12 protein-coding genes are annotated in these 13,363 nt (G+C 45.6%); 8 read left to right on the plus strand and 4 right to left on the minus strand.

Annotation, left to right across the window (positions count from 1 at the left end; translation table 11 throughout):
* Positions 1-147: 147 nt before the first annotated feature.
* Positions 148-1,056, minus strand: a complete 909-nt coding sequence (locus R7Z49_RS00060) for an aldo/keto reductase family oxidoreductase (protein ID WP_005387688.1) — start codon at positions 1,054-1,056, stop codon at positions 148-150.
* A 95-nt stretch (positions 1,057-1,151) separates the two neighbouring features.
* On the opposite strand from R7Z49_RS00060, the gene R7Z49_RS00065 reads away from it, so the two are divergent.
* The gene (locus tag R7Z49_RS00065) at positions 1,152-1,565 is read left to right on the plus strand and encodes a helix-turn-helix domain-containing protein (RefSeq protein WP_005387686.1); all 414 of its coding nucleotides are present in this window, start codon (positions 1,152-1,154) and stop codon (positions 1,563-1,565) included.
* On the opposite strand, the gene R7Z49_RS00070 is transcribed toward R7Z49_RS00065, so the two are convergent.
* The gene (locus R7Z49_RS00070; protein WP_318111078.1) at positions 1,546-2,160 is read right to left on the minus strand and encodes a hypothetical protein; all 615 of its coding nucleotides are present in this window, start codon (positions 2,158-2,160) and stop codon (positions 1,546-1,548) included. The two genes, R7Z49_RS00065 and R7Z49_RS00070, sit on opposite strands and share 20 nt — an antisense overlap.
* Before the next feature lie 456 nt (positions 2,161-2,616).
* Between R7Z49_RS00070 and clcA the strand changes: the two genes are divergently transcribed.
* Together clcA and R7Z49_RS00080 are read left to right on the plus strand one after the other, a co-directional pair.
* On the plus strand, positions 2,617-4,020 hold the full coding sequence (gene clcA, locus R7Z49_RS00075; protein WP_318111080.1) for a H(+)/Cl(-) exchange transporter ClcA: 1,404 nt from the start codon (positions 2,617-2,619) through the stop codon (positions 4,018-4,020).
* A gap of 261 nt (positions 4,021-4,281) precedes the next feature.
* Positions 4,282-5,229 (plus strand): TDT family transporter, encoded by a 948-nt coding sequence (locus R7Z49_RS00080; protein WP_005373475.1) that lies wholly within the window; start codon positions 4,282-4,284, stop codon positions 5,227-5,229.
* Between the two features lie 44 nt (positions 5,230-5,273).
* Here the strand turns inward: R7Z49_RS00080 and folE are convergent, their stop codons facing one another.
* Complete coding sequence (gene folE, locus R7Z49_RS00085; protein ID WP_005373478.1) at positions 5,274-5,927, minus strand: GTP cyclohydrolase I FolE; 654 nt, start codon at positions 5,925-5,927, stop codon at positions 5,274-5,276.
* A gap of 287 nt (positions 5,928-6,214) precedes the next feature.
* On the opposite strand from folE, the gene moeA reads away from it, so the two are divergent.
* The 5 genes from moeA to R7Z49_RS00110 all read left to right on the plus strand — a co-directional run bounded on the left by moeA (position 6,215) and on the right by R7Z49_RS00110 (position 11,981).
* Positions 6,215-7,450 carry a molybdopterin molybdotransferase MoeA gene (gene moeA, locus R7Z49_RS00090; protein WP_318111082.1) on the plus strand — a complete coding sequence of 412 codons (1,236 nt, stop codon included), beginning with the start codon at positions 6,215-6,217 and terminating at the stop codon, positions 7,448-7,450.
* 9 nt (positions 7,451-7,459) lie between these two features.
* Positions 7,460-8,209 carry a molybdopterin-synthase adenylyltransferase MoeB gene (moeB, locus tag R7Z49_RS00095; RefSeq protein WP_115386547.1) on the plus strand — a complete coding sequence of 250 codons (750 nt, stop codon included), beginning with the start codon at positions 7,460-7,462 and terminating at the stop codon, positions 8,207-8,209.
* A gap of 176 nt (positions 8,210-8,385) precedes the next feature.
* The gene (locus tag R7Z49_RS00100) at positions 8,386-10,491 is read left to right on the plus strand and encodes an LruC domain-containing protein (RefSeq protein WP_318111084.1); all 2,106 of its coding nucleotides are present in this window, start codon (positions 8,386-8,388) and stop codon (positions 10,489-10,491) included.
* 12 nt (positions 10,492-10,503) lie between these two features.
* Positions 10,504-11,010, plus strand: a complete 507-nt coding sequence (locus R7Z49_RS00105; protein ID WP_318111087.1) for a hypothetical protein — start codon at positions 10,504-10,506, stop codon at positions 11,008-11,010.
* Positions 11,011-11,150: 140 nt separating this feature from the next.
* A complete protein-coding gene (locus R7Z49_RS00110; RefSeq protein WP_262667628.1) occupies positions 11,151-11,981 on the plus strand; it encodes a sulfurtransferase in 831 nt (276 codons plus the stop codon).
* Positions 11,982-12,146: 165 nt separating this feature from the next.
* On the opposite strand, the gene R7Z49_RS00115 is transcribed toward R7Z49_RS00110, so the two are convergent.
* On the minus strand, positions 12,147-13,148 hold the full coding sequence (locus tag R7Z49_RS00115) for a sugar-binding transcriptional regulator (RefSeq protein ID WP_005387670.1): 1,002 nt from the start codon (positions 13,146-13,148) through the stop codon (positions 12,147-12,149).
* Positions 13,149-13,363: the final 215 nt, after the last annotated feature.

The raw sequence follows: 13,363 nt of genomic DNA on the forward strand, positions 1-13,363 counted from the left end.
AAAGTTGCAGCTAACATCCAAAGCCCATTTTTGCTCGAATTTCATTCTTTCCATTTCCATAATGGGTAAACAGTAACGCGCTAAAACTAAAAAGGCACCCTGCTAGAGGATGCCTTTAATAATAATTTCATCGATAAGATATCAATTCTATGGCACACCATGGCCTTTAGAAGCCACCCATACGCGATACCATTGCTCTCGAGTAAGTTCGATGTTCAATGCATTAACTGCAGTTTGCACACGCTCGATTTTACCAGAGCCAATGATTGGAATAGGGTTAGATGGCAAACGACGTACCCAGGCATAAATTACTTGATCAATACTCGCTGCGCCCACTTCTTCACGAATTGCTTCTAATTCGTTACGGACACGAACAGCTTGCTCACTGTCACCACTAAAAATTGAACCACCACCGAGGCAAGACCAAGCCATTGGTCGCGTGCGCAACATTTGCATTTGATCAAGCGTTCCATCGTGTGCAACCTCAAAGTTAAGTGGGTTGATTTCCACTTGGTTAGTAACCAACGGCTTACCTAAGCGAGATTGCAGCAGTTCAAACTGGCGTGGAGTGAAGTTAGACACGCCAAAGTGCTTCACTTTGCCGACTTTGTGAAGCTCAGAAAATGCTTCTGCAACCTCGTCTGCATCCATTAACACGTCAGGACGATGAATTAAAAGTACGTCGATTTCATCCACATTCAAACGTTCTAGCGAGTTATTCACCGATTGGTAGATATGTGCTGAGCTCGTGTCGTAGTGATTGATCTTACGCTCTGGCGTTTTATCGCCACACAAATTGATGTCGCATTTCGTCACGATCTGAATTTGCTCACGAACACTCTTGTCTAAAGCTAACGCTTCACCAAACAACGCCTCACACTCGTAATTACCGTAGATGTCGGCGTGATCGACTGTCGTAATGCCTAACTCAATGTGTTGCTTAAGAAATGACAAACGCTCTTGAGCCGTCATTCCCCACTCAACTGCACGCCAATATCCTTGAACCAGCTCTGAGAACTCTGGGCCTTTTGGTGCAGTTACTACTTTTGCAACCATGGGTTTTCTCCTTCAATTGATCTGCATTCATCGTAGTCTTGTTTTCGTACCGGCTCAACGGGTAAACTTTCGCAATTCGAACTGGAGTACGAAATATGTCTTTTGCCCAACGCCTAGCCACCCTGATCGGAGAAGAAAGCATCAGCGGGTTCGCTCGACGCGTCGATGTGTCTGAAGCTTTAATACGCAAATACCTTAAAGGCAGTGAACCTAGCCTAACCAAAGCAAATCAAATTGCAATGCGCGCCAATTGCTCTCTCGAATGGTTAGCAACGGGATGTGGTTATTTATATCGCCGTGCTGAAGTCGTGGATATGGATGCGTACAAACTTGCCTTTCAACACGTTATGAATCAGCCGTTGTCAGACGATGCAGAAGAGCTACACCGTAAGCTAATCGCAGGCTATCAATACCTGCGCGCTCACAAAAAATCGGATGGTTTTTTGGACGAATCTGCAATGGCGACCTTCCTATCTCTCCATAAAGAATCTAAAAACGAGTCACTTTGACCTCGATAATTTCGCCATCACTGCGCAAGTGCACATTTAAGGACGGTGATGGCGTCAGAAACTCGTCCGGTTTTACCCAAAGCAAACTTCGAATCGCTTCTTGCGGATAGCGGTTCATCAACAAAATAACTTCTTTATCGACAAGTTCGGAAGATTTCTTTTCCAGAGCTTCAACGACATCATAGTGTTCTTGTCCGATAGTAACTCTGCGTAAAACTAACCCATCCTTTCTTAAGTTGAGAAGTAAGTCATTCAGACGCTGCCACTCGTATTCAGTGAGAAACGAGAACTGAGCACTTTCTCTTCTCAAAACCACTTCACCATACAAGTTCTGCTGGTAGTACGAAAAATCATCCAAACAAAATGCGCTGATAAACGTTGAATTGTCTAGCAGCTGCACTTCGCAACCATACCAGCTTCCACTTTTTTCTATACGTTCTTTTAGATTGGAATATGGCATTGCTGACAACGTGTCTTGCCACCAGCTCGGCGTTGAAAGTGCCGGAAACGTTACCGAACAACAACATAAAGAAAGTAAGAGTCGAAGATAAAAGCGCATGCACTGCTCTAGTTGGTTGACATCGAACCAAGACATTACTAACTGCAAAAAAATGTTCAAGAGAAAAATAGTGGCAGGTGGCGATGAAAGTTATAACGCAGAAATTAAGAAGGCGCACATGTGCGTGCGCCTCTACCTCGTTACTCAATCGTGAGTGTGCGAATCGGCGATGTCTATTGATGCATCCCGAACATAAAACGAGGACTTACCGTAGGGTTTGAATCCATCCAAATTGTGTGTAAAACCTCACATCCCTCCTTCTGAAGCAGTCATGTTGCTTTACATTTAAAGCATGGTTCATTTTTCTCAAAAAACAAGTTTTTTATCCTAAATTATGAGAGCAATAGCACAATCTGAGTGAATGAATAATATCGCGACACTTCGAACACTCAATAGTGAAAAGCTAAATTGCATCTTTATTGATTAGGTCTAGACTCTGCGAAGCGTATACTTTCTTTCGTCCCTTCCCCCCAGCAACAGGAGAGCTTTTTAATGACCAAACGCGAGAGAATTGTGAAATCTGTGTTGGCGCACGTACCGAAAGATGCGATTAACCAGTTTGTCTCTCGAGGGTCAACACCATTTTCTGTTCTCATTATGGCCGCCATTGTGGGTACGTTGGCTGGTTTTGTCGGTACGTATTTCGAGCTTGCCGTTCATTTCGTTTCTGAAACACGAACAGAATGGTTAAGAAGCGAAATTGGTAATGTTCTACCGTTGTGGCTGGCAGCGGTTCTCATTAGCGCACTTTTAGCTTTTATTGGCTATTTTCTTGTGCACCGCTTTGCGCCAGAAGCGGCAGGTTCTGGTATTCCTGAAATCGAAGGGGCAATGGATAATATTCGTCCAGTGCGCTGGTGGCGAGTTCTACCAGTAAAATTCTTCGGCGGCATGGGCGCACTTGGCTCAGGTATGGTGCTGGGTCGTGAAGGCCCAACCGTTCAAATGGGGGGTGCTGTAGGTCGAATGGTGACCGATATATTCCGGGTAAAGGATGACGATACCCGCCACTCCCTGCTCGCTTCTGGTGCTGCTGGCGGTTTGGCTGCGGCTTTTAATGCCCCACTCGCAGGCATTATGTTCGTTGTGGAGGAAATGCGACCTCAGTTTCGCTACTCTTTGATCTCAATTCGCGCAGTGATCATTTCTGCCATTATGGCGAACATAGTGTTTCGCGTCATCAACGGGCAAGACGCCGTTATCACTATGCCGCAATACCAGTCGCCAGAGCTTCAAACCCTATGGCTGTTTTTATTGCTTGGCGCATTGTTTGGCGTGTTTGGCGTGATCTTCAATAAACTGATTACCGTGGCACAAGACAGTTTTGTCGCAATTCACAAAAACGATCGTAAGCGCTACTTGATTGTGGGTTCGTTACTGGGAGGCGTGTTTGGTTTGCTTCTTTTGTACGTACCCCAACTAACTGGTGGTGGTATCGGCCTTATTCCTGACATTACTAACGGTAACTACTCGGTATCCATTTTAGTTTTGCTTTTCTTTGGTCGTGTAATTACAACCCTGCTCTGTTTTGGTTCTGGTGCGCCGGGAGGCATCTTTGCACCTATGCTTGCTCTGGGAACCTTATTTGGCTATGCGTTCGGATCAAGTGCTGATGTCTTGCTCCCTGCGCTTGATATCGAGCCTGGTGTATTTGCGATTGCGGGCATGGGTGCCCTGTTTGCTGCAACGGTACGTGCACCGATTACTGGTATTCTGTTAGTGATTGAAATGACGAATAACTACTACTTAATCCTGCCATTGATCATTACTTGTTTGGGCGCTGTGATTATTGCTCAATTGTTGGGTGGACAACCTATTTACAGCCAGCTGCTGCATCGCACAATCAAAAACGAAAAGTTACGCCAACAGGATCTACCGGAGAATCAATCAACATAACATTCTCTTTGTTATCACTTCGCTCCAGACTATCGAAGGGTTTGGAGCGATAAACGCTGCATTTTTGCATCTTTTCCCAAATATTCGATACCAAACTCACAAAATTATCATTCTCTGATATTTGCTCACCACCTTTCATGAGAAACCCCTCTCCATACTTGTTAGTATTCGCTACTTAAATAGAGCATTTCATCCAAATCGTCATGTTTTGTTTCATTCAGGCAAAAATCAAATGGAGTAGATTTGAACTGGAGAAGACTTGTGCAGTTTTATAGTGTCCCGCCGTCTCAAGCCGCGTTGGCACTAGGTATGATAGGTTTAGGGCAAGCTTGGGCACTCTATGTTCCTGAGATTGGTGAACCGATACGCCCATTTTTGGCGTCACTCGGCGCACTTTTACTCGCCCCTGTACTCATAAAATATGCCGCTAATCCACGATTATTCATGGTCGACATTCGTCACCCGCTGAGTGGTAGTTTAATGGCACCAATGAGTATGGCGTTACTGATCCTTGCAGATTATCTTGCCGCTGTAGCGCCTATCATCGCTTATCCACTTTGGTTTATGGCGCTTTTGCTACATTTTACTATGATGGTGCTGTTTTTTAGCTTTCAGCTAATGAACTTTAAAATGTCCAATATCGTACCGAGTTGGTTTCTTTATCCGGTGGGGCTGATCAGTAGTTCACTAGCCGGTTCTCAACTAGGTCACAACTTATTCTCCGAAACGTTAGCGATGATGTGCATCGGCATTTATTTCTTCATGCTGCCACTCGTGTTGTATCGTTTGGTGTTTTTCGGCTCTCTACCAAGGCGAGCAAGACCAACCCTCGCGATTATGGCCGCGCCGGTAAACTTGTCATTAGCAGCATACTTGGTGAACTTTCCCTTGCCTGATCCGATACTGACAGGCGCATTGGCAGGGATCGCCATCACTATGACTTTATTGATCTACTTATGTTACTTCCGCTTACTTCGCTTGAAGTTTCAACCTTCTATTGCGGCAGTAACCTTTCCTTCCGTGATCAGCGCTATCGCAATGCATCGCTTAACCTCTTTTTTTGCCGAATCGCACCCTCACTGGCACTGGCTACACGACTTTGGTTTTCTAGAGCTCAGTATCGCGACTGTATTGGTTGTTTGGGTATCGGCAGGTTACGTCAAAATGTATTGGCCAGAAATCATGAAGTCATTTTCTAAACAAGCATAAAAAAGGATGGCGTTTGCCATCCTCTTAGAATAGTGCTTGGTTACCTAACGTAAACCGTGCAGAAACTCGGCACGCGTTGCTGGGTTGCTTTTGAAGATACCGCCCAATGCTGTTGTCGTGGTTTCGCTGGTTGCATCCATCACACCGCGAGATTTCACGCAGTAGTGTGTTGCGTCAATCGTCACTGCCACATCATCGGACTCAAGCAACGTTTGAAGTGCAACAAGAATTTGCTGAGTCATACGCTCTTGAACTTGTGGACGCTGGGCAAAGAAGCGAACGATACGGTTGATCTTTGATAGGCCAATGATCTTGCCACGTGGAATGTAAGCCACAGCAGCCTTGCCATCAATGGTCACAAGGTGGTGTTCACAAGTACTGGTCACTGTGATGTCCTTCACGCGAACCATCTCGCTCACGTTCATCTTGTTCTCAATCACCGTGATTTTAGGGAAGTTAGAGTAATCCAGACCAGAGAAGATTTCGTCAACGTACATCTTAGCAATGCGGTGTGGGGTTTCTTCTAGGCTATCGTCGGTAAGGTCAAGTTGAAGCAGACCTAAGATCTCACGCATGTGGTGTTCGATCTTCTCTTTCTTCTCTTCACGACTTACGTTGTTTGGACGCATTGGCGTTTCCAAACCGCGTTGCTCTAGCGCTTCTTTTACTAACTTCGCTGACTCGCTAAGACCTGACATTCCACTTCCTCTTTTGTTTTACTTCAGCCTTCGTACAAACCCAATCAAAATTGCATTCATACTTTTCGCTTTGAGTTGCTCAGTTCGTGTCTTTACACCAAGTCACATCAGATGAAGGTACTGAGCTGATTTTCTTGAGCTCCGCAGGTTTTTTACCCCTTTTGGATGGCTGACAAGGATACTCGGATTTTTGAATAATTACACCCATATTTTATAGGTGGACATTCTTACTCAGTCCCCTTTTATGGTAAAGTTGCCACAAAACAAAAGAACACAGGATTTTCTCAATGGGCTGCTGCGACGCACCTGGCTTGATGCCAATTGAAGAAGCGATGGACAAAATGTTATCGCGAATCAAACCTATCCAAACAACGCTTTCTCTTCCACTTGCTGAAGCACTCGGTTTTGTACTGGCAGAAGACATTTTGTCTCCTATTCACGTACCACCATTCGATAACTCAGCAATGGATGGCTACGCTATTCGCATTCAAGATCTTGAGCCATCTTCTGTATTGCCTCTGGCAGGTAAATCATTTGCAGGACAACCTTTTGAAGGTGAATGGCCTCAAGGTACCTGTGTTCGCATCATGACTGGCGCAAAAATCCCACAGGGTTGTGATGCCGTTATCATGCAAGAAAACACAGAAGTAACGGATGCTGGCATTCAGTTCAACCAAACCGACGTGAAGCCACAAAACAACATCCGCCCAACAGGTGACGACATCAAGCAAGGCGACATCGTGCTTGCACAAGGCGCACGTTTAACACCTCGCGATATTCCGATGATTGCGTCGCTTGGTGTTAGCCATGTGACAGTAGTACGTAAGCCAAAAGTTGCTTTCTTCTCTACTGGTGATGAACTTAAACCACTGGGCGAACCGCTAGACGAAGGTCAGATCTACGACAGCAACCGTTACGGTATTAAACCACTTATCGAGAACTTCGGTTGTGAAGCCGTTGATCTTGGCATCATTCCAGATTGCCCAGAGACTCTGAAAGCAACCTTTGAACAAGCGCAAACATTGGCAGATGTGGTTGTGACCTCAGGCGGTGTTAGTGTGGGCGAAGCGGATTACACCAAAGACATTCTTGAAGAGCTTGGTGAAATCGGTTTCTGGAAGTTAGCAATCAAGCCGGGTAAACCTTTCGCATTTGGTAAGCTAAGTACAGCTTGGTTCTGTGGGCTGCCGGGTAACCCTGTTTCTGCAGTTCTTACTATGTACGTGCTTGTTCAACCAATGCTGGCAAAACTTGCAGGCCATACAGAATGGAAAGCACCCGAATCTATTCCAGCAACAACCAAAACCGCCTTTAAAAAAGCGCCAGGTCGTACCGATTACCAACGTGGTATCTATACATTGGAAGATGGCAAGTTTGTCGTTGAAACAACCGGTAACCAAAGCTCTGGTGCATTCCGCTCAATGAGCCTAGCGAACTGTTTTGTTGTATTGGAACGTGAACGCGGCCGAGTTGAAGTGGGCGAAACGGTTCAGATTCAACTATTCAACTCAACCCTTTACTAGGAAGACGTTGTGGATATTCTTTCCGATCAGGAAATGTTGCGTTACAACCGCCAAATCATTCTTCGTCAGTTTGACTTTGAAGGACAAGAAGCGCTCAAACAAGCATCGGTATTGATGCTTGGTGCTGGCGGTTTAGGCTGCGCATCAAGCCAATATTTGGCGACTGCTGGTGTCGGTAAAATCACGCTGATTGATGATGATATCGTCGAGTTGTCTAACCTTCAGCGCCAAGTGCTGCACCACGATGCGGATATTGGTCGTAAGAAGGTAGACTCGGCGGCCAATGCGCTACGCGAACTTAACCCGAACATCATTGTAGATACCATCGCAAAGCGTCTTGATGATACAGAGCTAAAAAGCTTGATCGAACAGCACACAATTGTTGTTGATGCATCAGATAACGTCGATACGCGCAATCAACTTAACCGCCTATGTTTTGCGACTAAAACACCGCTAATTTCAGGCGCGGCTATTCGTATGGAAGGCCAAGTGAGTGTGTTTACTTACGACGACCCAACTCAACCATGTTACCAGTGCTTAAGTGCCCTCTTCGGCAGCGGTGCGTTAAGTTGTGTCGAAGCCGGAGTCATGGCTCCTGTTGTGGGTATTGTTGGCGCAGTACAAGCGATGGAGACGATCAAAGTGATTGCTGATTACGGCCAACCAAAGAAAGGCAAAATTCTGATTTTGGACGCGCTCAGCATGTCTTGGCGAGAAATGAATCTGATGAAAATGCCAACCTGTCCGGTTTGTAGTTAGTTCTAAACCTCTAATCATTCCCAAAAAGCCCAACTCGATGTTGGGCTTTTTTCTCATTTTGACAATCAGATTTAAAACCCTTCTTCTTACAAATTTTAACTTCATAAAATTCAACAATTTAAAAGTTGGCACATTCCTTTCATTGCATATATCACGAACCAATGAGAGGGCGAATTATGAAAAGGACATCACTACTACTTGGGTCTCTAATAGTGAGCGCTTATGCACAAGCGGCGCCATTTGATACGTGCCCAAGCCAAGCATACCTATTCCAATCAACCCCGGTTCAAATCTATGGCGTCAATTTGGTTACAGGCTCTACGACTCTTTTAGAGGACGACACAGGTTTGGCTTCGGGCATCAACGGTGTAGGCTTTAACTTCACTGACCGTTATATCTACGGCTACGACACCACAAACAAAAAGATTGTTCGTCTTGGTCAAGACTTCCAAGCAGAAACGCTTGATGTTTCGGGCCTTCCTACCGACCACACGTTTTACGTTGGTGACGTTTACAACCACGTCTACTACTTGTACCGCAAAGGCAAAGGACTTTTCTCCATTGACCTTTCTCCGCTCGATTCTGATCCAAATGCGACATTAAGCATCGTGAAAATTAGTTCAACAGCGACTGTCAACCTAACCGACTTTGCATTCCATCCAGGCGACGGTTCCCTTTACGGCATCGACAATAATTCTGGAGTGCTGTACCAGTTCAACCCATCGAATGGTAATACGACTGCGATAGGTGACACAGGCGAGTTAGGCACATTTGGTGCTGGCTACTTCGATGTAAACGGCAACTACTACGTGTCACGCAACCAAGATGGCAAAATCTATCGTGTTGACCTTTCGGAAGACAACGCAGCCAATATCGCAGCAGGTATCGTTCCAGCAGTTGAGTTTGTATCCAACGGTCCAAGCTCAAGCCAAAATGATGGCGCACGTTGCGCAAATGCTCCAGTGATTGACGAAGACGAGCCAATTGATTTTGGTGACGCCCCAGACAGCTACCACACAACACTTGCGTCAAACGGCCCTCGCCACGAGGTGGACGGTCTCACTTGGCTTGGTTCAGTCGCTCCAGATGGTGATGCCGACGGTCAAGCAAACGACAACTCTGTTGGCACAGCTGATGAAGATGGTGTTGGTTTTGTATCCGCACTTGACCCAGGCTTAAGTTCAATTGTGAATGTGACGGCTTCCACTTCTGGCTACCTATCAGCATGGTTTGACTGGAACCGCGATGGTGACTTTGATGATGAAGGCGAACAAGTCTTTACTGACCAATTACTGTCTGCGGGTAATAATCCCCTACCGTTTGTCGTTTCAACCGCTGCAACGGAAGGTTCAAGCTGGAGCCGATTCCGCTTTAGCCAACAAACCGGATTAAACTACGATGGTGGTTCGACGTCTGGTGAGGTGGAAGATTACCCAATCACCATCACTGGTAATGGTTACTCAGTGGAATATTTCCCGAGTGCAGAAGATTACGCCACCGTGGCTTATGAAGATAATTGGCCATACACCGCAGACTACGACATGAACGATGTGGTCGTGAAATTCCGCATCACTGAAACCAGTCTTGCTGGTCATGTTGAGAATATTCAAATTACTGGTGACCTAGCGGCTTACGGCGCAAGTTACAAAAATGGCTTCGCAATCCGATTACCGGGTGTATTGAGAAGCTCGATTGAAAACGGACTAACAACGCTATCCTTCAATGGTGTAGAACAAGCATCTAATGGCTTGGAAAGTATTTCTGATGAAGCCATTTTCATCATCAGTGAAGACTTAAGCACACACGCGGCGAGCAGCTGTAGCTACTTCCGTACCGAGTCTGGCTGTGATGATAACGTTTCACTCACCTTTACCTTGAATGTGTACTTCACCGAAGGCTCTGACCGTTCAGCCCTTCAAGCCATGCCATACGACCCGTTCATCTTCGCAACGCCGGGGACTTACCATGGCGACGGGATTACCTTCCAACCAGGTCGTAAATGGGAAGTTCACTTAGCAGACCAAGCTCCAACAGAACAGTTTGATGACCAAAACCTCTTCGGTGTCGGCGTCGATGCAAGTGACCCAGCACAAGGTGTGTACTTCAAAACAGCAAACAACTTACCTTGGGCACTGTTAATAGTAGAAGATTGGGACTGGCCGCTAGAGCGTGTAGACATGGTCGATGCATATCCTCAATTCCAAACTTGGGCTGAGTCTGGTGGCGAACTAAGCACAGATTGGCACACTGCTCCAACACCTAACAAATGCTACATTCCATAGGGAGATAACATTATGAAAGCACTTATCACAATCATCATGGGATTAGCACTAACAGCTTGTGGCGGAGGCGGAGGCGGTGGCGGCGGAGGTGGTAACAGTACACCACCTCCACCAACCCAAACCACCGTACCAGAGGAAGATACAACCCAGCAGGAAGAAACAACCGAAGAAGAGACAACGGTAACAGTAGAAGATGCAACCATGCAGGATCTAGTAGTACCAGATGACTTTAGCTACAACCCAGTGACGGAAGGTACGCTCAATGTAGACATCAGTGGTTTCTCTTCACAACGAGCACACCTAAGCGTGTACAAAGAGTTTGTAGAGAACAGTTCAGGTAACTACGATGCAAGATACCCAAGTAAAGTCGCATCGGTTCCACTCAACAACGGTACAGCAAACGTCGACTTTAATGTCTCTGATAGCCAAGGTAGCCTGCTTGTTGAAATTTGGTTCTATGACGGTAGTGACCCAATTCAGAAAGTGATTACTTCTGGAGACAACACTTGGACCATGTAACTGGGTAAATTGAAGGTATAGCGAAAGCAGCCTTTCAGAACAAATCTTCAAGCTTTAACTTAAAAATCGCATCGTTCTTTTGAACATGCGATTTTTTTGTTGTAAAACAGTAAGATTATCCACCTAGCAAACTAAAGACAATGCAAGCACTGATTAGTACTGATGAACTCAATAGCCTTCTCGGCCAACCTAACGTCAAGCTCCTCGACGCTAGTATTGCGTTTCAAATCCCTTCTGAAGGTAAAAAGATTCAAGATAAGTGGATTCCAAATACTTTACGCTTTGATTACGACAATGACTTTTGCTTACCCGGTTCTTCCCTGCCGCATATGATGCCAACAGAAGAAGGCTTCAACCAAAGTGCGCTACAACTCGGTTTGAACAACGAAGATTTGATTGTGGTTTACGACAACTCTGGCACTTTAGCCGCGCCAAGAGCTTGGTGGATGTTCAAAGCTATGGGACATGATAATGTTCGAGTCTTAAATGGCGGTCTTCCAGCTTGGATTGAAGCCGGATTCCCTGTTGAAAGTACCCTATCGCAACCAAGCGAAAGAGGTAACTTTGCGGGTAAGCTCAACCAAAATGCCTTTTTGAGTGCACAAGATGTTCTTGCTCATTCAACCAATAAAAGTGCCAACATCATCGATGCCAGAGCCAAAGCACGATTCCTTGGTGAAGTGCCTGAGCCACGAGAAGGTCTACGTAGTGGTCACATTCCAAATTCGGTTTGCTTACCGTTTCAAGAACTCTTGACCAACGGTCACATTAAACCAAACTCAGAGTTGCAACAGATATTTAGCGCACTAACGATAGATAGTGACAATTCGATTATTTTTAGTTGCGGTTCCGGTGTAACCGCATGCATTTTATTACTCGCGGCGTATCAAATTGGTCTAGATAATCTGTCGGTGTACGACGGTTCTTGGACCGAATGGGGTGCAGACCACTCTCTACCTATCGAGTGTTAAGACAAGTGTCTGTTTAACAAAGTATCTTACGTTTATCTAAAGATGATGTGTTCCAATAAACTAAACGCAGCTTCTAAACCAAACTTGTCATTTCGAAATAGAAACTGGCTATGAGTGATTTGTCCCTCCTCATAGCCTGACTACATCAAAAGCCGACTATTTCCGTTAGCGTTCAGATGTCGCGTTACCGTGCATTTGCTCATCTAAGTTGAGCACGGTTAATGCGTTGCTAACGCTCGTGGCGATCACGTCTATCGCTCCAGTTCTTAATGCTCCGAGTAGAGCGAGTGGCTTGCTGTTCTCAGCTGCGATCGCAATAACTTCCGAGATCGGCCGAAACTCTTCAATACCAAGTCCAATTACTCGGTCACTCATTACCGTGTTCGCTACATTACCGTGAATATCAAAGAAGTCATAACCTGCAAAATCCCCTACCACACCTTGTTGAAGTCTCGACTGAACCACTTCATCAGGCGTAAACCAACCTAAGTCGACCATGTAACTGTTTTCGCTCATGTCACCAATACCAACCAAAGCGACATCGGCTTTACGCGCTAGGTCGAGCGTTTGTTTCACGGTTGCATTTTGCATGAAGGCCAACTTCTGTTCTCTATTTTCTGCGTATGCCGGCGCATAAAGGGTTTCAGAGGTTCCCCCATACTTCTTCGCCAACTGACGACAAATATGGTCGGCGTTATACATACCGCCACGCGGGTGAATACCACCAATGCCACACACAAATTTACAGTCACGCGGCGTAATAACACCTATATGGTGAGCGACGGACGATACGTTGCGCCCTTGTCCGACCGTCACCACCATGCCGTTTTTGAGCGTGCTAGTGAGATAATTGGACACCAATCCCGATACCTGTAGTCGTTGCGCTTCTTCATTCGGTTGATCAAGAGCAACAAGCGCGCGCTTAACGCCGAATCGCTCGATCAAACGTTGTTCGATCTTGGCGCTGAACACCGGATGGTATTTAACGGTAATTTCAACAATGCCTTCATCACGCGCCTGCTTGAGCATTCGCCCGACCTTTGCGCGTGATATGGCAAATTTTCTCGATATCTCTTCCTGAGTCGCACCGTCTTGATAATACGCGACGGAAATCTCTGTCAACAAATCCGTGTTTTCAATGGAAATATCTTGATTAGAACTGCTCATGGTTTCTCTCGCCCTTTAAGAGGATCGATATTGTATGCAATAAGTGAACATATGCTCATTGACTTAGCATATGTTCTTTATCAATTTAAACGCTACATTTGCTCATCGCAATAACATTTTCTCACTACAATTTTTTACCCTCTTGGACAACGCTCAAGCTTTGAACAATAAGGGCAAACGTTTATTTGGGTTAACCACTAAACACACAGTAAAAA

It is taken from the genome of Vibrio sp. 1562, from assembly GCF_033340155.1.
In the GTDB taxonomy this organism is placed as follows: Bacteria; Pseudomonadota; Gammaproteobacteria; order Enterobacterales; family Vibrionaceae; genus Vibrio; species Vibrio alginolyticus.